Below are 21,142 nucleotides of genomic sequence, written 5' to 3' on the forward strand. Positions count from 1 at the left end.
CGGGAGCCGCGAGCTCCCTCAAGAGGCGAACACACCCCAGCCCGCGCAGGCAAGGACGGCGGTCAAGCCTCAACCCCGATCAAATTCGAAGAGCCGGAAAAGGTCGTTCTCGTCACGGGCGCCTCCGCCGGCATCGGCAAGGCCACCGCCCTCGAACTCATCCGCGCCGGCCACATCGTCTACGGCGCCGCGCGGCGCGTACACAAGATGGACGACATCCGCGACGCCGGTGGACACGTCCTGGCGCTGGACGCACGCCGGCCGGAGGACCTGGAACGGGTCATCGGCGCCGTGGTCGAGGAGCAGGGCCGCATCGACGTACTGATCAACAATGCCGGCACCGTCCTGCACGGCGCGGCCGAGGACATCCCCCTCGACCTGGCGCGCGACCAGTTCGAGGTCAACGTCTTCGCACCGGCCCGGCTGACTCAGCTCGCCCTGCCGTACATGCGCGAGCAGGGATCCGGCACGATCGTCAACGTCTCCTCCATCGGCGGCGAGATCGCGCTCCCGCTCGGCTGCTGGTACTACGCGACCAAGCACGCGCTGGAGGCCTACTCCGACTCCCTGCGCATGGAGGTGGAGCCGTTCGGCATCGACGTCGTGATCATCCAGCCCGGCATCATCAAGACCGAGTTCGAGGACCGCACGGCACAAGACCTCCGTGAGATCTCCGGCGCGACCGCGTACGGGCAGATGGCCGAAGCCATGGCCAGACGCGCCGAGACGCAGCTCGGCGAGAACACCCAGGGCAGCGACCCCGGCGTCGTCGCCACCACCATCCGGCAGGCCATCGAAGCCGGCAAGCCCGAGACGCGCTACGCGGTCGGCTGGACGGCCGACAAGCTCCTGGAGCTCAACAGGACACTGTCGGACCGCGAATTCGACAAGCTCATCATGAACGCCGCGAAGTAGGCCCCCGCCATGTCGCACCAACCTGACCCACGCAGATGGTGGGCGCTCACCGCGCTCGTGCTCACGTCGCTGGCCGTGGGCTTCGACGTGACCATCCTGAACCTGGCACTGCCGAGCATGGCCGAGGCCCTGCACGCCGACAACGCCCAGTTGCAGTGGTTCGTCATCGTCTACACGCTGGTGCTCGCCGCCGGCATGATCCCGGCGGGAATGCTGGGCGACCGTTTCGGCCGCAGGAGGACGCTCCTGGTCGCGCTGGCCATCTTCGGCGTCAGCTCCCTGGCCGCCGCCTACGCCTCCTCGACCGGGATCTTCATCGCGGCGCGTGCCGCGCTCGGCCTGGGAGCGGCGCTCATCATGCCCACGATGCTGGCGCTGATCCCGACGATGTTCACCGCGAAGGAGCGGCCGAAGGCGATCGGCACGCTGGCGGGCGCCTCGATGCTGGCCTTTCCCATCGGCCCGATCCTGGGCGGCTGGCTGCTGGACCACTTCTGGTGGGGCTCGGTCTTCCTGATCAACATCCCCGTGGTCATCCTGGCGATCCTCGCGGTCGCCGCCTGGCTTCCCGAATCGCAGCGGGAGCGCGGCAGGCGGATCGACGCGGGCGGCGTGGTGCTGTCGAGCGCGGCGCTGACGGCATTGACATACGGCCTCATCGAAATCGGTGAGCGAGGCTGGACCGACGCCGCCGTGTTCGGGCCGATCCTCGGCGGGATCGCCGCGCTGGTGCTGTTCGTGGTCTGGGAGCGACGGGCCGGCGCACCGCTGGTGGACCTTTCGCTGTTCGCCAATGCGCGCTTCACCGTCGGCACCGCGCTGGCCACGCTCGTCAACTTCACCATGTTCGGCGTTCTGTTCGTGCTGCCGCAGTATTTCCAGGCGAACCTGGGCACGGACGCGATGGGCAGCAGCTTACGGCTGTTGCCGCTCATCGCCGGGATGCTCGTCGGGATGTCGGCGGCAGGCAGGCTGAGCAGGTTGATCGGCCCCAAGCCGGCGGCCGGCCTGGGGTTCGTCCTGCTCGCCGGGGGCCTGTTCTGGGGGGCCACCACCGGTACGGGCAGCGGCGTCGTGCTGGCGGCCGCGTGGACGGCCATGTACGGCCTCGGGCTCGGCTGCGTCCTGCCCACGGTCATGGACGCGGCGCTGGGCGCTCTGTCGCCCGGCAACGCCGGCGTCGGCGCCGCGGTGAATCAGTCCATCCGTACCCTGGGCGGCAGCTTCGGCGCAGCGGTGCTGGGCTCGATCCTGACGTCTGCCTATCGCGCCGCGGTGCCGGAGCATGCACGCGAGAGCGTCTTCGCGGGGCTGGCCGCCGCACGATCCGCCGGCTCCGCGGCCTTGGCAGATACGGTCCGCTCTGCCTTCGTCCACGGCCTGGACCTCGTCCTGGCCACCAGTGGCGGCCTCGGCCTCCTCGGCCTCATCCTCGCCCTGGCTTGGCTGCCTGGTACGCCCGAGCGTCCCCGGCCGAGCACGACCCCGGCCAAGCGGGTCCACGTACCGGATATCGAGTGAGTTCTTGATCGTCCGGCTTGGATCCGAGCGAGCGGAGGGGCGCGGGGCTGCTACTGCGCGCGCACCACCGGCACACCCTCGCTCGCCTGTACCAGCACGAACCCCTGACCCTGGAACGCGAGCTGCATCGCCTCCCCGCTCCCCCGGCCGATCAGCGCGCCCACCTTCATCGTCCGGTTCACGCCGACGTGCAGGCCGGTGCTCCAGCAGACCGCCGCCTGCCCGTCGGCGTACGTCGGCATGGCCGCCGCGTCCAGCAGCACCGGCGTGCCGTGCGTGGTGACCGCCACCCACCCGGTGCCGGTGAGCGTGGTGTTGAACAGGCCACCCGCCGCGACGCCCGCGCCCTGCACCCGCTGGATGTCCCAGGTGAGCTGCGGCTGGAAGGCCAGCAGGTTGCGCCCGTTGACGGTGAGGCCCTCGTTCTCCAGGTAGAACAGGTGGATGTCGTCGGCGTTGTCCGCGAGGTAGAGCAGGCCCTGGCCGCGTACCCGCATCAGGGACGCGCCCTCGCCCGTCATCGCCTTCTTGAACAGCTTGCTGATGCCGCCCGCGCCCTCGTAGTCGAAGTCCATCTGACCCTGGAAGGCGACCATCGAGCCCTGCTTGGCCAGCACCTCGTCGGGGAGTTGGACGCGGAGCATCTTGCCGTTCTCCAGGGTGAAGCCGGCGGGAAGCTGCCGCGGATCGAGGTTGCCGAAGACTGAGCTGCGCATGATCGACCTTTCGAAGGAGCGGTCCCGCCAGCGTAGGTCACTTCGGGTCAGGCCAGTGGCTTCTGGTAGGCGCGCACATGATCCACCACGAGCTGCGCGGGGAACACCGTATCGGCGTCGGGGTCGCCGACCCAGCCGTCGCCACCGCCCACGGCCAGGTTCAGGATCAGCGTGTGCGGGTGGCGGAAGGACTGCGCCCAGGCGGCGCCCGCCGCGGCGGCGGTCAGCGTACGGGTGACCACTCCGTCGATCGACCACTTGATGTAGCCGTTGGCACCGGCGTCCCAGTCCACGGCGTAGGTGTGCCAGTCGTCGATGCCCTCCCCTTCGGGCAGGGGCGTGCTGTCGCCGAAGTTGATGTCCTCCAGCCCGCCGTGCGCGTGCTGCTCCACGAGCGCAGGGTGGTCGCCGAGGGTCTCCATGACGTCGATCTCGCCACTGGCCGGCCAGTCGACCTGGGCGTTGTTCCCGCCGACCGTCCAGAACGCCGGCCACAGCCCCTTGCCGAGCGGGGCAATCATCCGCGCTTCCAGGTGACCGCCCGCCTGCGTCCAGGCGGGCAGGCCGTCGTTGCCCGCCCAGTCGAGCATGGTCAGCCGGGCCGTGGCGTACCTGCACGGCAGGTCCGGCTCCGCCCCGTGGTCCGTTCCCGACTTCCAGCCGCACATGGCGCCGGGGGTCACGTTCTGGTCGGCCGTCAGTACGAGATGGCCCTGCCCGTCGAGCTTGGCGTGGTCAAGCTTGTACTCGGCGATGCTGCCGGTACACGCCTGGTGCCAGCAGGGGTCGTTGAACCACACCGGGCCGGCCAAGCCGGTGTTCGGCCCCGCACCGGCCGCGCCGGAGAAGTCCTGGTCGAACGTGATCGGGTTGGCCGCGACGGTGAACGTCTTGCGCGGCGTCAACTCCGTCCAGACGTCGCCGACCTCATAGGCGACGAAGTACGTGTAGGTGCCCGCTGGATAGGCCCGCGCGTCAGTCGTGAACGCCTTCGCGGCCGTCGTGAGCGTGGTCGCGATCGCGCCGGGGAAATCGACGACCTGCCCGGCGGAGTCGCGTACCGCGATGGTGAGCGCCTGGACGGGAAGCGTTCCCGACGCGCGCACCTTGGCGGTGGCGGTCATCGGGCGAGCGGCGGTCGGGGCGGAGTCCTCGACGGCCAGGGCGTCCACAGTGACGGTCACCGCGGCTGACGCCGGGGACGCACTGAAGGTGGCCACGCCTAAGACGGCCGCGGCGACCAGGACGCGAAAGCGAGCAACCATGATGCCCTTTCTGCACTGTTTTGAAGATCGAACTCGACGCATCGTATAGGCGGGTTTCCGGCGATCTCAGGAGTGTTCAAGGTTTTCTGAATTCAGGACTTCATGTATCGTCAGGGGCATGTTGACGATCGCCCCCGAGATCGAGGTGCTCGCCCGGTTCGGTCGCGCGCTGGCCGACCCCATCCGCTGCCGGATCCTGATCGCGCTGCGCGAAGCGCCGGCCCACCCCGCCGACCTGGCCGAACTGCTCGGCATCTCCCGCACCCGGTTGTCGAACCATCTGGCCTGCCTGCGCGACTGCGGCCTGGTGGTCGCCGTGCCGGTGGGCCGGCGCACCCGGTACGAGCTGGCCGATCCCCGGCTGGGCCACGCCCTGGACGACCTGCGTACCGCGGTGGTGGCGGTGGCCGCCGACCGCACCTGCGTGGACGCGGCCGAGAAGGGCTGCTGCTGATGACCGTCCTCGGCGCGGACCGCCGCGTGACACTGACGCGGCGGATCCGGCTCCTGGTCGCCGCCACCATCACCTACAACGTGATCGAGGCGATCGTCGCCATCACCGCCGGGAGCATGGCCTCTTCGGCGGCGCTGATCGGGTTCGGCCTCGACTCGGTGGTGGAGGTCGCCTCGGCGACCGCCGTCGCCTGGCAGTTCTCGGCCGCCGACCACGCCCGGCGCGAGAAGGCCGCGTTGCGCGTCATCGCCGTCTCGTTCTTCGCGCTGGCCGCCTATGTGAGCGTCGACGCCGTCCGCGGGATGCTGGGCGTCGGCGAGGCGGGGCACTCCACGCCAGGCCTGGTGCTCGCTGCCCTGTCCTTGATGGTCATGCCATTCCTGTCGGCCGCGCAACGCCGCGCGGGCCGCGAACTCGGCTCGGCCTCGGCGGTCGCCGACTCCAAGCAGACGCTGCTGTGCACCTACCTGTCGGCGGTGCTACTGGTCGGGCTCGGGCTGAACAGCGCGTTCGGCTGGTCGTGGGCGGATCCCATCGCCGCCTTGGTGATCGCCGCCGTGGCGGTCAAGGAGGGGCGCGAAGCCTGGCGCGGGGACACCTGCTGCGCCTCGCCCACGCGCACCGCCACCGACACGTCCGCTCGCACTGACGACACAGCCGCTTGTACCGACGACTGCTGTCGAATCGGCGAAACGGCGACGCACTGATCGGCCGCCATGCCGCGCTGGAGACCACGTACGTCGGCCGGATGAACGCGGCCCGCGCCAGGGCTCGGTGACCGCACCGGGAGTGGGCGCAGATCAGAGATCAGCGCTGATCGTAGTGGTCGTGGTGGTCGTCGTAGCGGTGTTGTCGTCACGGACATCACCGCAGGCCGTCTCGAATATCTTCAGCGCCTCGGCGGCATGCACCGGGTCCAGGCGGGCCGCGAAGCCGTCAAGACTGAACGGCTTCTTCGCGCTGAACGGCGGATGGACGGCTGCTGTCGCGACCTTCTCGTAGAGCGGTTTGATGATTCCTTTGAAATAGGCGTCGGCCAGCTCGCCTTGAGTCACCTGCGCGTGTGCGACAAGCGCCTCGATCGCTTTGTACTGAGCGCTGTACTGGGCGTCGCTCCTGACGATCTTCCCGTCTCTTACGAGGCCGGTCACGAGCAAGCGGGTGAAGTACTCGGTGAGGCCTTCGCCGAACCAGTGGCCGAGGACGTGCTCCAAAGCCGGATGGGAGAGCTTGTGAATCGCCTCGTGATACTCCGTTCCGGTGCCGAGCTCGTTCAGCTGTACGTAGATGTCCGCACCGATTCGCACGCCGGGTGTGCCCTTGCCCTCGTTGAAGGTACCCCCGTTCTCCAGCTCTGCGGCTTTGACCTCATCTTCACTTTCGGGCGCTCTCTTCAACACGAAGACTGCACCCATCTCCTCCGGAGTGACGTAGTGTATTTGATCGTCGCTGAGCCAGCCGGGCGTGGAAAGATACGGCCTGAACGAGTCGTCCGCATGGAAGACCTCGAGGATTTCCTTCGCGGCCAGCTTCGCGTTGAGGTTTAGTTCTTTCGCCTTATCGACATGACCTTTTTCGACTCCCCACGACCGGTCGGGAGAGACGACCACCTCCATGCCGTCGGCATTTATGATCACGCTGAATGGGGCAAGCTGGCCGTGGGCGACTGTCACGTTCGACATGAACCCGACAATGTCATACTCCGCAGCCGGAACCGTGATGTGGCCCCCCTCCTCGACTTTGCGGTCTTTTATCGCCTTCGTGTTGATCCCCGGCACGCTCTCGCTGAAGCTGACCTTCCCGGCTCCTTCGAGCTCTTGCCTCCTTTCCTCCCAGAACCCCCGGCGGAGTTCCTTGCTGTTCCTCTTTGCGAGATCGTCTATTAACGTCGTCGTTGATTTGTACGTCAACTCGACGAGGTCGGCGCGGTCGATGAAAACGGGGTCGCCTCCTGTGACACGCTGCCCCTTGATCATCGGCCGCCCGTCCGCATGGTAGACCCATTTTGTGTCGTCGAATTCGTCGAGTGCGAGAGATTCCCAGCCTATCGCGCCCGAGATTTCCTGGCCGATCGTGTCGCCCTCCTGCACCCGATAAACTGTTATCTGGTTTGGATTGTTGTATTTTGGATTCCAGGAGATCTTGATCTTCGGCGTCTCGGGCTTGACGAACACCTCGGCGCCGGACTTCAGGAAGCTGTCTCGCTTGCTCTTGGCGAAACCATCCGGTTCCCCGGGCTTCGGCGCGTTCAGTTCACCCAGCAGTTCTTCCAGCGTTTTCTCCGGCTGGGGTTCTTTTCTGATGCTCGGTGACAGGTCCGGGAGCTCTCCCAGGTCGAGCATTGATTGATCCAGGTCGGCTAACAAGTCGGCTGTGTTGTCCCGCTCGACGTCGCTATCCTGCTCGATGTCTTTGTGCCGCTCGGTGTCCTTGTCGCGCTCGTCGCCGGAACTGCCGCTTCTGTCGCGAGACGTGGTGGGGGCGCTGCCGTCAGTCGACTTGCGCCGTGGCGATCTGGCCCTCGGGCGTCCAGACATCTCGGCTCCTCAGGAGGTGGCGCACCATGGTGTCACCGCCCCGAGGCCCCGTACATGAGCACCAGGGTGACGTTACGCAGGGGACGCTGGTCGTGTCGACATATCGTGATCGGCGGGCGGGGTCGCCTCATGCCCGCGCGTACGAGGCCATGTCCTTCTGGGACCTCGGCAGCCCGTAGTGCGTGACGAACTCCAAGAAGTTTCCCAGCTCCCAGACGCCCCGCGAGTCCGCGAGGACCTGGAGGAGCTGCTGCTGACGGTCGTCCAGCGCGGTGAAGGGTGTGCCAGCGACCAACGGTTCGGGGTAAGCGATCCGCAGGGCGACGACGGCCACCGGCAGCGCCTGCATTCCGGACAGGGCGGGCAGCCGGGCCAGCAGCGCCGCGAACAACGCGTCGGCATGGGCGTCGCCGAGCTCCCGCAACGCCAGCACGGCGTACCCGCGGAGGTCGCCGTCGTTGAACGGGATCGCCTCGTACGACGCGTCATCGCGGGCGATCCAACCCAGCAACTCGTCCGCGACCCGCTCCCCCGCCTCCGGCCCCAGCAGCCGGGACCGCGCGATGGCCGCACCCCAGCGCACCACATCGCGAGGATCGTCCAGCCCAGCGCCCAGCACGGCCGCCGTCTCGGAAGCCGTCTCGGAAGCCGTCTCGGAAGCCGTCTCGGAAGCCGGCCTCCCGCTGGACGGGACGCCGAGCAGGCCGATCGCGACCAGGGCGGTGGCGGCTACCGAGGGCTCCTCGTCCGCCGCCGCCCTGAGCAACGGTGGCAGGCTGACGGACCGCTCTTCGGGATACCAGGCCAGGGCGTACGCGGCGGCGGCGCGCAACCGGGCGTCCTCGTCGGCGATCAGGCCGCGGAACACCGGCAGCCCGGCACCGACCGCGTCGTACGCCTTCAGCGCGAAGTACGCGAAGAGCCGCTCCTCGTCCTCGGGCTCAAGCGTCTGCAGGTAATTGAACAGACCGAGATCCTCGTCCCAGTCGTCCTCTTCGTCGTCTTCATCGTCATCGTCATCGTCGTCGTCCGCGAACTCCTTGCCGGCGGCCAGCAGCAGGTCCCCGCCCGCAGCCGTAGCCCGATGGCCGTCGAGGGGATAGCCGGACGGCAGAAGTTGCTCGCCGTAACCAACGGCCAGCTGGGTCAGCAACCCCAGGACGGCCACCCGATCCGGTGTCTCGGGATCGGCGGCCAGCTCCAGCAGGAACGGCACCGCGTACGCGCTCGCCTCGAACCGAGTGCCCTGGTGGAAGATGTTCCCGTACAGGCTGTGCAGCGCCTTGTCCCGGATGCCGGGATCGGCAGAGCGCAGGGCCCGGATCTGGTCCGGTACGTCCGTCGCGCGACCGTAAGCGTGCGTCAGGTCGGCCCAGTCGATCATGTCGAGACTCGCCAGCATGCCGACATGCTGGCATATGGCCCACGCCATCGCCCGGCAGTTGGCGCAACAAGGTCACCAGGTCCGTGACACCGCACCCGCTGAGGGCAGATGCCGAGTACGGCACCGACCAGTACAGGAGGCATTCATGCAGAGCAAAGAGTGGACCGTGCACATCTACATCAGCGAGGACGACGCGGACAAGCGCACGCTGGCCCGTGCGGTCCTGTCCGCACAGGACAGCGAGTGGCACGAGAGCGTCGGCATCGCCAGGCGCAACCCCGACGACCGCGCCGTGCCGGAGATCGGCGACGAGCTGGCCGCGGGGCGGGCGCTGATGGATCTGGCCGACAAGCTCCTCGGCGACGCCGCCGAGGACGTGGCCCAGCTCGGCGGCCCGGTCGAGGCAAGTTGACCGCGCGCGTGGAGGCGCCCAGTGGGAGGCCCGCCGGGCGCCTTCACACTCTGTCGCACATCTAGGTGCGCAGGAGCAGCTCTAAACAGGCAGGAGCAGCCGGAATTCGGTTCGGCCCGGGCCGCTCCGTACGTCCACCGAGCCGTCGTGGGCGGCCACCACCGCCTGGACGATCGCCAGCCCGAGCCCGGCCCCGCCGGTGGCCCGCGAGCGGCCCTGGTCGGCGCGGGAGAACCGCTCGAAGATCCCTTCCTCCAGGCCGGGCGGTATGCCGGGGCCGTCGTCCTGGACGGTGATCTCCACCGCGTCCGGCAGCCTCCGTACGGCCACCACGACCGTGGTGCCGTCGGGCGTGTGGATGCGGGCGTTGCTCAGCAGGTTCGCGATCACCTGGTGCAGCCGGAGCGGGTCGCCGGTCACCGTGACGGGTTCCTCCGGCAGCTCGAGCTGCCAGCGGTGGCCGGGTCCCGCGGCCCGCGCGTCGCCGGTGGCCTCGATGGCCAGGCGGGACAGGTCGACCTCCTCCCTGGCCAGCGGCCGTCCCGCGTCGAGCCGGGCCAGCAGGAGCAGCTCGTCGACCAGCTCGCTCATCCGTTCCGACTCGGCGTCGATCCTGCCGAGCGCGTGCCGTACACCGTCCGCCATCGGCTCGTCGCCGCGCAGGGCGAGCTCGGCGTGCCCGCGGATCGCCGCCAGCGGGGTGCGCAGCTCGTGGCTGGCGTCGGCGGCGAAGGCGCGCAGCCGCTGCTCGACGGCGTGCCTGCGGCCGAGAGCCGACTCCACGTGGCCCAGCATGCGGTTGAACGCGGCGCCGACCTGGCCCGTCTCGGTGCGCGGGTCGGTGTCGGGTACGCGTTCGGCCAGGGTCACCTCGCCGCTGGCCAGAGGCAGCTCGGTGACCTTGCGGGCCGTCGCGGCGATGCGTTGCAGGGGGCGCAGCGCCAGCCGTACCCACAGTGCGCCCGCGACACCCGCGGCGGCGAGCGCGCCGGCGAACATCACCAGCTCGAACAGCTGCAGGCGGTTCATCGTCTCCTCGACACCGTGCAGGGACAGCCCGGTGATCATGACGTCGTTGTCCCGGCCCGCGGTGGCGAGGAGCCGGTAGTCGTCCAGGACCGACAGGTCCACGGTCCGCGGCGGGCCCCCGACCGGCAGCGCCGCCAGCGTCTTCTCGTCGTCGGGGCTGAGCCCGGGTTGGGCGCCGTTCCGTTCCGACACCACGGCCGCGTGGGTGACGCGCCCGTCGACCAGGCGCGCGCCGAACGTGCCCCGTGCCTGCCCCCGCGTGTCCTCGCCGTGCTCCAGGCTGGCGGCGAACCGCCCGTGGTCGGCGGCGAGCTGCTGGTCGATGGGGCCGAGCAGGAAGCGCTCCATCGCCACCGACGTGGCGACGCCGACGGCCGCGCACGACAGCGCCAGCAGTACGAGCAACCCGGCGATCAGCCGGGCTCTGAGGGTGCGCGGGAGGAGGTTCACGGCTTGAGCACGTACCCGACGCCGCGCACGGTGTGGATCAGCGGCCGGCGGCCCGCGTCGATCTTCTTGCGCAGGTAGCTGATATAGAGCTCCACGACGTGGGCCTGGCCGCCGAAGTCGTAGGACCAGACGTGGTCGAGGATCTGCGCCTTGCTCAGCACCCTGCGCGGGTTGCACATGAGCAGCCGCAGCAGCTCGAACTCGGTGGGCGTCAGGTCGACCGGCGTGCCGTCCCTGCTCACCTCCCTGGCCTCCTCGTCCATGGACAGGTCGGCCACGACCAGCCGGTCTCCGGTGCCGGGCCGCGCCATGCCCGCCCGGCGCAGCAGCCCGCGCAGCCGCGCGAGCACCTCGTCCAGGCTGAAGGGCTTGGTCACGTAGTCGTCGCCGCCCGCCGTGATGCCCGCGACCCGGTCCTCGACCGCGTCGCGGGCGGTCAGGAACAGTACGCACAGCTCGGGCCACCGCGCTCTGAGCCTGCGCATGAGCTCCAGGCCGTTCAGGTCGGGCAGCATGACGTCCAGGATCGCGGCGTCCGGCGCGAACTCCTCGGCCGCGCGGATCGCGGCGGCCCCGTTCGGCGCGGTGCGGACCTGCCAGCCTTCCTGGCACAGCGTCTTCTCCAGCACCTCCAGGAGGTCCGGTTCGTCGTCCACGACGAGCACGCGGATCGGCGTGCCGTCTGGGCGCAGCAAACTGCTCATTTCAGAAAAATACGTGCTTCGTCTGAGAATGCGGTGAATGGGTCCGTTCATAGGGAAAACAGAAGATTGCCTGGCACGGTGTGTGCCATGACCACTCTTCACGCTCCAGCACGGCGAGCCGCCGTCACGGCGCCGCCGCGCCACCGGGTCCGGCCCGAGCTGTTGCTGTGGGCCGTGGTGGCCGGCGCGCTCGCGGTCATCGGCCTGTGGTGGCGCGGCACACCGTCCGTGTCGGGCCTGGACGGCTGGCTCACCGAAAGCGGCCGCGTCACGGGCCTGCTGGCCGGGTACGGCATGGCCGTCCTGCTCGGGCTCATGGCCCGCGTCCCCGCTCTGGAACGCGGCGTGGGCAGCGACCGGCTGGCCCGCTGGCACGCCATGGGCGGCCGGTACGTCATCGGGCTCGTCGTGGCGCACGTCCTGACCATCATCTGGGGGTACGCGGTCGCCGACCAGTCCGGGGTGGTGGACGAGGCGGTCACGATGGCGCTGTCCTTCCCGGATGTGCTGAAGGCGACCGTGGCCTTCTTCCTGCTGCTCGGGGTGGCCCTGGTGTCGGCCCGCGCCGCCCGCCGCAGGATGCGCTACGAGACCTGGTTCTACCTGCACTTCTACACCTACCTGGCGGCCTGGCTGGCGTTCGGGCACCAGCTCGCGACCGGCGCGCAGTTCACCGGCGATCGCGTGGCCCAGGTCGCCTGGTACGTCCTCTACCTTGGGGTGGCCGCGCTGCTGGTCTGGTACCGCTTCCTCGGCCCGGTCCGGGTGTGGGCGCGGCACCGCCTGCGGGTGGCCCACGTCACCGCCGACGCGCCGGGCGTCGTCTCGATCCACCTCACCGGCCGCCGCCTGGCCCGGCTCGGCGCCGAACCGGGCCAGTTCTTCCGGTGGCGCTTCCTGACCCGCGAACTGTGGTGGTCGGCCAACCCCTACTCGCTGTCCGCCGCGCCGGACCGTGACGGGCTGCGCATCACGGTCAAGGCGCTGGGCGACCACAGCGCGGCGCTCGCCCGGCTGCGGCCGGGCACCCGGGTGATCGCCGAGGGACCGTACGGCGGATTCACCGGACGCCTCGGCCGCAGCCCCAAGTCGGTGCTGATCGCGGGCGGCGTCGGCATCACCCCGCTGCGCACCCTGTTCGAGACGCTGCCCGGGCAACTGACCCTGCTCTATCGCGCGCGTACGCCGGAGGAGCTGCTGTTCAGGGACGAACTGGAGGAGATCGCCAGAGTGCGCGGGGACGCCAGGCTCTACTGCTCGGTTGGCTCGAGATCCCCGGATCTGTTCACCGGGCTCGACCGCCTGCTGCCCGACCTGCGCGAGCACGACGCCTACGTGTGCGGGCCGCCCGAGATGACGCGCTCGGCGATCCAGGCGCTGCGGTCGGCGGGCGTGCCCGCCCATCGGATCCATCACGAGTCTTTCGAGTTCTAGGGGTTCCCGCCATGAAGAGAGCACTGCTCGCGGTGGTCACCACCGTCATCGGCCTGGTGCTGCTGCTGTCGTTCAAGCCGCACGACGTCACCGGGGCCGCCCAGCCGCCCGCCGCCCTCGCCCAGACCCAGACGTCCGCGACGCCCGCGCCCACCTCGGCCCAGCAGTCCGCGGGCGCCCGTACGGTCGACGGCGACGCGGCCGACACGCGCTGGGGTCCGGTGCAGGTGCAGATCAGCGTCACCGGCGGCAAGATCTCCAGCGTCCAGGTGCTCCAGGCGCCGAACGAGAACCGGCGCGACGTCGAGATCAACAACACCGCGCTGCCCATCCTCCAGGAGGAGACCATGTCCGCCCAGAGCGCCCAGATCGACTCCGTCTCGGGCGCCACCTACACCAGCGACGGCTACATCCAGTCCCTGCAGAGCGCCATCGACCGGGCCGGGCTGTGACCCGCCACGTCGAGCACGCGATGGGGACGGTCTTCTCCTTCGACGTACGCCACGACTTGGACATACGCCACGACGCCGCCGACGCGGTGGCGCGGGCGGTCGCCTGGCTGCACCACGTGGACGCGGTCTTCTCCACCTACCGGCCGGACAGCGCGATCAGCCGTCTCGGCCGGGGCGAGATCGACGTGTCCGCCTGCCCGCCCGAGGTGGCCCAGGTGCTTGCTTTGTGTTCACAGACAGAGCACGACACGAACGGATATTTCACCCTGTACCCCGGCGGCCGCCTGGACCCGACCGGCCTGGTGAAGGGGTGGGCGATCGAGGAGGCGTCCCGGCTGCTGTCCGAGGCGGGCGCGTCCCACCACTGCGTCAACGGCGGCGGCGACATCCAGCTCGGCCCCGGCCCCTCGCCGTGGCGGATCGGGATCGCGCACCCGGCCCGGCCAGGCGCCCTCTGCACCGTGGTCACCGGCCACGACCTGGCCATAGCCACCTCGGGCAACGCCGAGCGGGGCCCGCACATCCTCGACCCCCACACCGGACGCCACGCCGCCGCGCTGCTCTCGATCACCCTCGTCGGCCCACGTCTGACCGCCGTCGACGCCTTCGCGACCGCGGCGTTCGCGATGGGCGATGCCGCCCGCGACTGGGTGGAGGAGATCGACGACCTTGAGGCGTTCGCGGTGACCGCGAACGGCGGCTGGCAGACCAGCGGCTTCGGCGCCCTCACCGCCAAGAACTGACTTCTCCCCACCCCGCCACTGTGTTGGCGGCGCAAGCTGGTTTAAGATACAAACCAGTTTGATGGTTAGAGGAGTTGTGATGGTAGACGACGGCGAGCGGGTCCGCAGCCCGGAAGAGACCCTGCGCCTCATCGAGGAACAGCAGGCCGCCACTGTGCGGCGGCTGAGGGGCGATCCCCTGTTCCTGTACGTCCCCTGGGGCGTCGCCTGGATGGTCGGCTTCACCTGCTTCTTCCTGCACTACGGGCTCGACGGCAAGCCGTACGCGCCGATCTCCCAGACACAGGCGCTGACCGTCCTGATGATCTTCCAGTTGATCGCGGGCTCCCTGGTCGCGTACGAGATCACCAGGATGAACATGGGGCTCCGGGGCGACACCACGGCCAAGGGTGCGATGTACGGCTACACGTGGTTCGCCGGGATGGTGGTGATGTCGGTCATCGCCATCCGGGTCAGCCCGATGCTGCCCGAGGCGGAGTCCGGCCTGCTCTGGGCGGGCATCTCCCTGCTGGTGGTGGGCGTTCTGTACATGGCCGGCGGCGCGATCTTCCTGTTCTGGCCGATGTTCTTCGTCGGCATCGGCATCAGCGCCGTCAACGCCCTGGGCGTGTTGCTCGGCCCCGGCTGGCACGCGCTGCTGACGGCGGTGCTGCTCGGCTTCGGGCAGATCGTCGTGGGCCTGTGGTGGAGACGGAGGCGGCGCCCGTGACGGCCGGCAACGCCGTTCCGGAACTCGATCCGGTGATCCACGCGCAGGCCAGGCTGCGCGTCGTGGCCGCGCTCAACACGATGGGCGCGGGCGACGAGATCACCTTCCCGGCGCTCAAGGACCTGCTCGGCATGACGGCCGGCAACCTCTCGGTCCACCTGACCAAGCTTGAGGACGCCGGCTACGTCCAGATCACGAAGACGCACAAAGGCCGTACCCCGGTCACCTACGTCGCACTCACCACGCGCGGCCGGCTGGCCTTCGACGACTACACCAAGGCGATCCGCGCCCTACTCGACTCCGCAGGAGGCACCCCATGACCATCCTCGCCAGAACGGTCGACGCCACCCGCCGCTACGGCGACGTGCTGGCCCTCGACCGCGTCTCGCTCGACATCAGGGCCGGCGAGCTGGTCGGCCTGCTCGGCCCGAACGGCGCGGGAAAGTCCACGCTGATCAACCTGTTCGTGGGCCTGCGCCGGCAGACGTCCGGCACGGTCGAGCTGCTCGGCGGCTCCCCTCAGGATCCGCTGGTACGCCGGGGCATCGGCGTCACGCCTCAGGAGACGGGCCTGCCCGAGTCGCTGCGGGTCGGCGAGATCGTCGACTTCGTATCCTCACATTTCCCAGAAAAAGCGGATAAAGGGGAGTTGCTCGCTCGGTTCGGCCTCGACGATCTGGTCAAGCGGCAGATCGGCGGCCTGTCCGGCGGCCAGAAGCGGCGGCTGGCCGTGACGCTGGCCTTCGCCGGCAACCCGCGGATGGTCTTCCTCGACGAGCCGACCACCGGCCTCGACGTGGAGGCCAGGCGCACGCTCTGGGACGGCATCAAGGACTTCCACGACGGCGGCGGCACGGTCCTGCTCACCAGCCACTATCTGGAGGAGGTCGAGGCCCTGGCCAAGCGGGTCGTGGTCGTCGGCCACGGCCGGGTGCTCGCCGACGACACCGTCCAGGCCGTACGCGACATGGTGGGTGTCCGGCGCGTCTCGCTGGTCGCCGAGAACCTGCCCGAACTGCCCGGCGTACTCGCCAGCGACCACGAGGACGGCCGGATCAACCTGGTGACCACCGACCCCGACCGGCTGGTCGTCGAGCTGGTGCGGAGCGGCACGCCGTTCTCCGGCCTGGAGATCAGGCCGACCTCGCTGGAGGAAGCCTTCCTGACCATCACCTCGAACTCGAACCCAAAGGAAAGCGCCCATGTCTAGCCTGACCCTGGCCCACACCCGCTACCAGGTGCTGGAGCAGATCCGGGTGCCGATCGGCCTGGTCGCCAGCGCGTTCTTCCCCGCCGCGTCGATGCTGGCGTTCGTGGTGCCGTTCACCGGGGACGATCCGGTGGCCTCGACTCGGGCGACGGGGTCGATGATGCTGATCGGCGCGATGTCGGCGGCGATCATGGGGCTCAGCATCACGGTCGCCCAGGACCGCGAGCAACCCTGGAACACCTACGTGCGCACCCTGCCCGCCGGGCCGTTCCCCCGCTTCGCCGGGCGGATCCTCACGACGATGGCCACGATGCTGGTGGCGACGATCCCGGTGCTGCTGATCGCGACCCTGTTCACCGCGGCGACCATCACACTGCCCAAGCTGCTGATCGGGCTGGTCGCGCTGCTCGGCGGGGCGGTGCCGTTCATGCTGATCGGCCTGTTCCTGGGCTACCTGCTGGCCTCGAAGGCGGCCATCGGCGTGTCGCAGATCCTGTTCTTCCCCATCGCGATCCTCGGCGGGCTGTTCCTGCCGCCGCAGATGATGCCGGACTTCGTGCAGGCGGTGTCGCCGTTCGTGCCGAGCCGCGGGGCGGGCGAGCTGATCTGGGCCGTGACGACGGGAAGTTCCCCGAACACGGTGGCGGTGATCATGCTTGGGGTGTGGACCGTGATCGCGGCGCTGGCCGCCGGCTGGGCCTATCGGCGCGATGAGGGGCGCCGCTTCTCCTGAAAAACTGAACGGGGGGTGTGCCGCCGAGTCCGCAGCGATCTCGACGGCACACCCGTCCGTGAGGGGGTCCGGTGTTACTTCTTCTCTTGGAGGGTGACGGTGACGTTACTCGACTTTCCGTCCCTCATATAAGTGATCTGAACCTGTTGGCCCACTTTGAAACCTCTGACCTGGCCAACAACCGTATCTCCGCCCTCCACCGGCGTGTTGCCGATCTTGGTGATGAGGTCGCCCTGCTTCAGCCCGGCCTTGTCCGCAGGGCTTCCGGAGGTGACCTGCCGGATCAGCGCGCCCGGCACGTCGCCGGTGGCGTCGGTGACGCTCACGCCCAGGAACGCGTGTGTCACCTTGCCGCCACTGATGAGCTGGTCGGACACCTGCTTGGCGGTGTTGACCGGGATGGCGAAGCCGACGCCGATGTTGCCGCTGCTGCCGCCGTTGGTGGCGATCGCGCTGTTGATGCCGATCACCTGACCGGCCGCGTTGACCAGCGCGCCGCCGGAGTTGCCCGGGTTGATGGCCGCGTCGGTCTGGATGGCGTCGCCCAGCGTCGTCGTCTCGCTCTCCTGGCCCTGCTGCTGTTGCTGGCCCCAGCCGGGCGGTACCTGCTGCTGCTGTTCCTGCTCGCCGCCGACGGTGACCGTGCGGTTGAGCGCGCTGACGATGCCCGCCGTGACGGATCCGTCGAGGCCGAGCGGGCTGCCGATGGCCAGTACGGAGTCGCCGACCTGGATCTGGTCGCTGTCGCCGAGCGAGGCCTTGGTCAGGCCCGAGACGCCGTCGGCCCTGATGACCGCGAGGTCGGTGGACGGGTCGGTACCCACGACCGTCGCCTTGGCCGTCTTGCCGTCGTTGAACTTGACGGTCATCTGGCCGCCCTGTCCCGCGCCGACGACCACGTGGTTGTTGGTGAGGATGAGCCCGTCATCGGACAGCACCACGCCCGACCCCTCGCCGGTCTGCCCCTGGATCATGACGACCGACGGCTGCACCTTCCGCGCGACCTCGGCCACGGTGAGCTGGCTGGACGCCTGCTTGAAGACCGGGCTCGGCGCGGAGACGACACGCGTGTCCTGGAACGACGTGGCGGCGACGGCCCCCACAGCGCCGCCTCCCACTGCCATGGCCGCCAGGGCGAGCCCGGCGATCGCCTTACGCCCGACGGAGAGACCCTGCTTGGGCGGCTTCGGAGGTGGTGGAGGCTGGTTCATTCTCACGGTGTCCTGCCGGGGAAAGCCCCCGGCGGAGGGCGGCTGGTCGCCGAACTGGCTCCAGCCGCCGGCGCCCTGCTCGCGAGGCTCGTTCGCGTTCATCGTCATCTCCTCATGTACCGATGACTCAAGAGTGCCAAGAAGCCCGTAAGTGCAGGTTAAGCCGTTGATCAGAACTGTATGAGAGGGTTGACAGCAGCCTTATCACCCCTGGTCGGGGGCCGCTTACGTGGGTGGAAACCGCTCAGAAAAAACCTGCTGAGCAGCCGGCACAGGCGTACACGATCATGCGAGGGTACGCCCTGAAAGGCCAGCTCATCTGTTCGCTTAGGCCACTGTCGTCCACCTGGCGGTCTCGGGTCTACGCTGTCGCAGTGACCACGGAACACACGCATGACGATGCGTCGCAGCACGTCCCGAAAGTCGGCGGCCGACTGCGGAAGATCGGCTGGGGGGCGCTCGCACTGTTCCTGGCCGCGTTCGCGATCTTCGAGAGCGTCAAGTACGGCCTGCCGACCACGGCCGCCATGCTGGCGTTCTTCGCCCTGCCCGACCTGGCACGGCTGGCCGGAGTCCGCCCGCCTGGGCTGCCCTACCAAGTGGTTCACCGTGTGTGGGTCCCGTTGGCGATTGCGGTCGGCTACTCGATCGGGCCGATCGTGTGGCCGCCGCTTTTCACTGCGGGCCTCGGCTGGCTCACCCGCATCGCCGTCGAGCGGGCGTTCTGGCGTGGGCTCTCCCAGAGCGGTTGACCAACTCGTTCGTCTCGTTGCCGATCTTGGCGACGGAACGAACGGCCCTTCCACCCGTGTGCTGATCTCCTCTGCCACGTCTTGGATCTGGCAGAAGCTTGGTGTATCAAAAGCTCGGGCCTGGCAGCTACTCACGGCCGCTCACGGCGACGTTGACAAGTAGCCCCCGCGCTCCGGGCTCACCTCAAGCGGGCCAAAAGGTCGCGTAGCCTGCTGCAACGTCACAAGCAGTGGGGTATGTGGGCGCATTGTGGCGACTGCGCCGATCATTGATAGTGATCTAATCTCTGGGTCGCGTAGAAGGAGATCGTATATGCGCGTTCGTGCAGGGATCGTCGCCATGGGAGTGGCAGCGCTGGCGACAGCGATGCTGGCCCAAGGCGTCACGACCAACGTCCTCAAGACACGCCACGACACTGTGAAGAACACGTAACGGAAAGCGTGGCTGCGGCCCCAGGCCGCTCAATCCTCTGTGCCCCATCCCTGTGTTCCGCCATCGTGACGCCTACCTCTTGATCTCATCACGAACGACATCGTGGGCAAATGTCCACGATGCCGTTCGTGAAAACTGAGGCCCTGCCAGACGGCAGGGCCTTTCGCATGCCGATACGCCAAGACCGCCGTAGCCGCGCTGTTCGCCGCGATCGTCCTCGTGAACGGCGCGGTGTCCGACGACGTGCTCACTGCCACCGAGATCGTCAACGCGGTCCTCATCGTGCCCGCGGAGTCGACGAAGCTGGTCTACAACGGGCCGGTCGGCGACATCTGAAGGGTGACGGCTGCTTCATCTCTTGCGGCGGTTGACGACCATCACCACGAAAACGAACGTCACGATGACCATGATCACGGCCAGAAAGACGATCATCTCGACGACGCCGATGCCGAACATGGCGCTCCAAGCTGGGTAGGGGGTGACCTGTGGGTGCAGCGTAACGGTTGCGTGCCCGCGTGATCTACGTCGTGGCGGGCCAGTACTCGTCCTTCAGCAACCGCTTGTACAGCTTGCCCGTGGGATGGCGCGGGAGCTCCGCGCGGAAGTCCACCGACTTCGGGCACTTGTAGTGGGCCAGCCGCGCCCGGCAGTACTCGATCAGCTCCGCCTCCAGCGCCGGCCCCGCCTCGGCCATCGACATCGGCTGCACCACGGCCTTGACCTGCTCGCCCATCTCCTCGTCCGGGATCCCGAAGACGGCCACGTCGGCGACCTTCGGGTGGACGCACAGGATGTTCTCCGCCTCCTGCGGGTAGATGTTCACGCCGCCTGAAATGATCATGTACGAACGGCGGTCCGTCAAGTAGAGGAAGCCCTCGGCGTCGAGGTAGCCGATGTCGCCGAGCGTGGTCCAGCCCCTCCCCTGAGGGTCCTGGACGGAGCGGGTCTTGTCGGGGTCGCCGTGGTATTCGAAGCGGGCGGGGCTCTCGAAGAAGATCGTGCCGTGCTCGCCCAGCGGCAGCGCGTTGCCGTCTTCGTCGCAGATGTGCACGTTGCCGAGCAGCGAGCGGCCGACCGTGCCCGGGTGCTCCAGCCAGTCCTGTGAGCCGGTGTAGAGGAAACCGTTGCCCTCGGTGCCCGCGTAGTACTCGTGGATGATCGGGCCCCACCAGGCGATCATCTGCTCCTTGACGGGCACCGGGCAGGGAGCGGCGGCGTGGATGGCGCACTGCAGGGACGACAGGTCGTACTTGTTCCTGATCTCGCCGGGCAGTTTGAGCATCTTGATGAACATGGTCGGGACGAGCTGCGAATGCGTCACCCCGTACTTCTCGACCAGTTCCAGATAGCGTTCGGGGTCGAAGCGTTCCATCACCACGATCGTCGCGCCGAGCCGCTGGAAGGTCATGCAGTAACGCAGCGGCGCCGCGTGATAGAGCGGCGCGGGCGACAGGTAGACGCTGTCGGCCGCCGGCGCGAACAGGGCCTCGACGAGCTTGAGCAGCAGGTTCGACTCCGTCAGCGGCGTGCGCGGCAGAGCGGGCTTGACGCCCTTGGGCCGGCCGGTGGTGCCGGAGGAGTAGAGCATGTCGGAGCCCTGGCACTCGTCGTCGATCGGCGTGGGCGGCTGTCCGGCCACCGCCTCCTCGTAGGAGTCGAAGCCCTCGGCGGTGCCGTCCAGCATGAGGCGCAGCTCGACACCGGGCGTCGCGGCGGTGATCGAGGTGGCGACCTCCGCCAGGCTCGCGTCCGCGAGGAACACCCGGGCGCCGCAGTTGTTCACGATGTACGCGAGCTCGTCGGTCCCCAGCCGCGAGCTGATCGCCGTGTAGTACAGGCCCGCGCGATGCGCCGCCCAGGCGATGGCCAGGTAGAGCGGATGGTTGGCGAGCATGAAGGCGACGTGGTCACCCGGCCGCAGCCCGGCGGCGCGGAACAGGTGGGCCAGCCGGTTCGACTCCTCGTCCAGCTGACGGTAGGTGACGACCCGCCCGGAGGCCGCCATGATCACAGCGGGCTTGTCGGGCGTGACGGCTGCGATGGCTCCCGGATGCATGACCGAACAGTATTCGGCAAAG

Annotated in this window: 21 protein-coding genes; 13 read left to right on the forward strand and 8 right to left on the reverse strand. The window is 68.7% G+C overall.

Annotated features, from left to right (window positions below; all coding sequences use genetic code 11):
* A partial coding sequence (locus AB0F17_RS06730; protein WP_358017403.1) for an oxidoreductase occupies window positions 1-915 on the forward strand: 915 nt, incomplete at its 5' end.
* A 9-nt stretch (window positions 916-924) separates the two neighbouring features.
* Window positions 925-2,436 (forward strand): DHA2 family efflux MFS transporter permease subunit, encoded by a 1,512-nt coding sequence (locus AB0F17_RS06735; protein ID WP_358017406.1) that lies wholly within the window; start codon window positions 925-927, stop codon window positions 2,434-2,436.
* Between the two features lie 50 nt (window positions 2,437-2,486).
* On the opposite strand, the gene AB0F17_RS06740 is transcribed toward AB0F17_RS06735, so the two are convergent.
* Together AB0F17_RS06740 and AB0F17_RS06745 are read right to left on the reverse strand one after the other, a co-directional pair.
* Entirely contained in the window at window positions 2,487-3,152 is a 666-nt protein-coding gene (locus tag AB0F17_RS06740) for an AIM24 family protein (RefSeq protein ID WP_358017409.1), read from the reverse strand.
* 47 nt (window positions 3,153-3,199) lie between these two features.
* On the reverse strand, window positions 3,200-4,417 hold the full coding sequence (locus AB0F17_RS06745) for a glycoside hydrolase family 16 protein (protein WP_358017412.1): 1,218 nt from the start codon (window positions 4,415-4,417) through the stop codon (window positions 3,200-3,202).
* Window positions 4,418-4,535: 118 nt separating this feature from the next.
* Here AB0F17_RS06745 and AB0F17_RS06750 point away from each other — a divergent pair, with 118 nt between their 5' ends.
* Window positions 4,536-4,871 (forward strand): metalloregulator ArsR/SmtB family transcription factor, encoded by a 336-nt coding sequence (locus AB0F17_RS06750; RefSeq protein ID WP_214641542.1) that lies wholly within the window; start codon window positions 4,536-4,538, stop codon window positions 4,869-4,871.
* The gene (locus AB0F17_RS06755; RefSeq protein WP_358017416.1) at window positions 4,871-5,578 is read left to right on the forward strand and encodes a cation transporter; all 708 of its coding nucleotides are present in this window, start codon (window positions 4,871-4,873) and stop codon (window positions 5,576-5,578) included. The genes AB0F17_RS06750 and AB0F17_RS06755 overlap by 1 nt, the downstream gene beginning before the upstream one ends.
* Window positions 5,579-5,671: 93 nt before the next feature.
* On the opposite strand, the gene AB0F17_RS06760 is transcribed toward AB0F17_RS06755, so the two are convergent.
* On the reverse strand, window positions 5,672-7,408 hold the full coding sequence (locus AB0F17_RS06760; RefSeq protein WP_358017419.1) for a hypothetical protein: 1,737 nt from the start codon (window positions 7,406-7,408) through the stop codon (window positions 5,672-5,674).
* Between the two features lie 127 nt (window positions 7,409-7,535).
* Window positions 7,536-8,810 (reverse strand): HEAT repeat domain-containing protein, encoded by a 1,275-nt coding sequence (locus tag AB0F17_RS06765; RefSeq protein ID WP_358017422.1) that lies wholly within the window; start codon window positions 8,808-8,810, stop codon window positions 7,536-7,538.
* A 127-nt stretch (window positions 8,811-8,937) separates the two neighbouring features.
* Here AB0F17_RS06765 and AB0F17_RS06770 point away from each other — a divergent pair, with 127 nt between their 5' ends.
* Complete coding sequence (locus AB0F17_RS06770) at window positions 8,938-9,204, forward strand: DUF1876 domain-containing protein (RefSeq protein ID WP_358017425.1); 267 nt, start codon at window positions 8,938-8,940, stop codon at window positions 9,202-9,204.
* Between the two features lie 81 nt (window positions 9,205-9,285).
* On the opposite strand, the gene AB0F17_RS06775 is transcribed toward AB0F17_RS06770, so the two are convergent.
* Together AB0F17_RS06775 and AB0F17_RS06780 are read right to left on the reverse strand one after the other, a co-directional pair.
* On the reverse strand, window positions 9,286-10,683 hold the full coding sequence (locus AB0F17_RS06775; RefSeq protein WP_358017428.1) for an ATP-binding protein: 1,398 nt from the start codon (window positions 10,681-10,683) through the stop codon (window positions 9,286-9,288).
* Entirely contained in the window at window positions 10,680-11,387 is a 708-nt protein-coding gene (locus tag AB0F17_RS06780; protein WP_358017431.1) for a response regulator transcription factor, read from the reverse strand. The genes AB0F17_RS06775 and AB0F17_RS06780 overlap by 4 nt, the downstream gene beginning before the upstream one ends.
* Before the next feature lie 87 nt (window positions 11,388-11,474).
* Between AB0F17_RS06780 and AB0F17_RS06785 the strand changes: the two genes are divergently transcribed.
* The 7 genes from AB0F17_RS06785 to AB0F17_RS06815 all read left to right on the forward strand — a co-directional run bounded on the left by AB0F17_RS06785 (window position 11,475) and on the right by AB0F17_RS06815 (window position 16,668).
* Window positions 11,475-12,821, forward strand: a complete 1,347-nt coding sequence (locus AB0F17_RS06785) for a ferric reductase-like transmembrane domain-containing protein (protein WP_358017434.1) — start codon at window positions 11,475-11,477, stop codon at window positions 12,819-12,821.
* Between the two features lie 11 nt (window positions 12,822-12,832).
* Entirely contained in the window at window positions 12,833-13,273 is a 441-nt protein-coding gene (locus AB0F17_RS06790; RefSeq protein ID WP_358017437.1) for an FMN-binding protein, read from the forward strand.
* A complete protein-coding gene (locus tag AB0F17_RS06795) occupies window positions 13,270-14,016 on the forward strand; it encodes an FAD:protein FMN transferase (protein WP_358017440.1) in 747 nt (248 codons plus the stop codon). The genes AB0F17_RS06790 and AB0F17_RS06795 overlap by 4 nt, the downstream gene beginning before the upstream one ends.
* 79 nt (window positions 14,017-14,095) lie before the next feature.
* Entirely contained in the window at window positions 14,096-14,725 is a 630-nt protein-coding gene (locus tag AB0F17_RS06800) for a hypothetical protein (protein WP_358017443.1), read from the forward strand.
* Window positions 14,722-15,045 (forward strand): transcriptional regulator, encoded by a 324-nt coding sequence (locus AB0F17_RS06805; RefSeq protein ID WP_358017446.1) that lies wholly within the window; start codon window positions 14,722-14,724, stop codon window positions 15,043-15,045. The genes AB0F17_RS06800 and AB0F17_RS06805 overlap by 4 nt, the downstream gene beginning before the upstream one ends.
* Window positions 15,042-15,935 carry an ABC transporter ATP-binding protein gene (locus tag AB0F17_RS06810; protein ID WP_358017449.1) on the forward strand — a complete coding sequence of 298 codons (894 nt, stop codon included), beginning with the start codon at window positions 15,042-15,044 and terminating at the stop codon, window positions 15,933-15,935. Before AB0F17_RS06805 ends, AB0F17_RS06810 begins: the two co-directional genes overlap by 4 nt.
* Entirely contained in the window at window positions 15,928-16,668 is a 741-nt protein-coding gene (locus AB0F17_RS06815; RefSeq protein WP_358017452.1) for an ABC transporter permease, read from the forward strand. The genes AB0F17_RS06810 and AB0F17_RS06815 overlap by 8 nt, the downstream gene beginning before the upstream one ends.
* Before the next feature lie 74 nt (window positions 16,669-16,742).
* On the opposite strand, the gene AB0F17_RS06820 is transcribed toward AB0F17_RS06815, so the two are convergent.
* On the reverse strand, window positions 16,743-17,981 hold the full coding sequence (locus AB0F17_RS06820; protein ID WP_358017455.1) for a trypsin-like peptidase domain-containing protein: 1,239 nt from the start codon (window positions 17,979-17,981) through the stop codon (window positions 16,743-16,745).
* A 272-nt stretch (window positions 17,982-18,253) separates the two neighbouring features.
* Here AB0F17_RS06820 and AB0F17_RS06825 point away from each other — a divergent pair, with 272 nt between their 5' ends.
* Complete coding sequence (locus tag AB0F17_RS06825; RefSeq protein ID WP_358017458.1) at window positions 18,254-18,631, forward strand: hypothetical protein; 378 nt, start codon at window positions 18,254-18,256, stop codon at window positions 18,629-18,631.
* Between the two features lie 953 nt (window positions 18,632-19,584).
* On the opposite strand, the gene AB0F17_RS06830 is transcribed toward AB0F17_RS06825, so the two are convergent.
* Window positions 19,585-21,120, reverse strand: coding sequence for an AMP-binding protein (locus tag AB0F17_RS06830; protein ID WP_358017461.1), 1,536 nt, complete (start codon window positions 21,118-21,120; stop codon window positions 19,585-19,587).
* Window positions 21,121-21,142 lie beyond the last annotated feature (22 nt).

Source organism: Nonomuraea sp. NPDC026600, assembly GCF_040638335.1.
In the GTDB taxonomy this organism is placed as follows: Bacteria; Actinomycetota; Actinomycetes; order Streptosporangiales; family Streptosporangiaceae; genus Nonomuraea.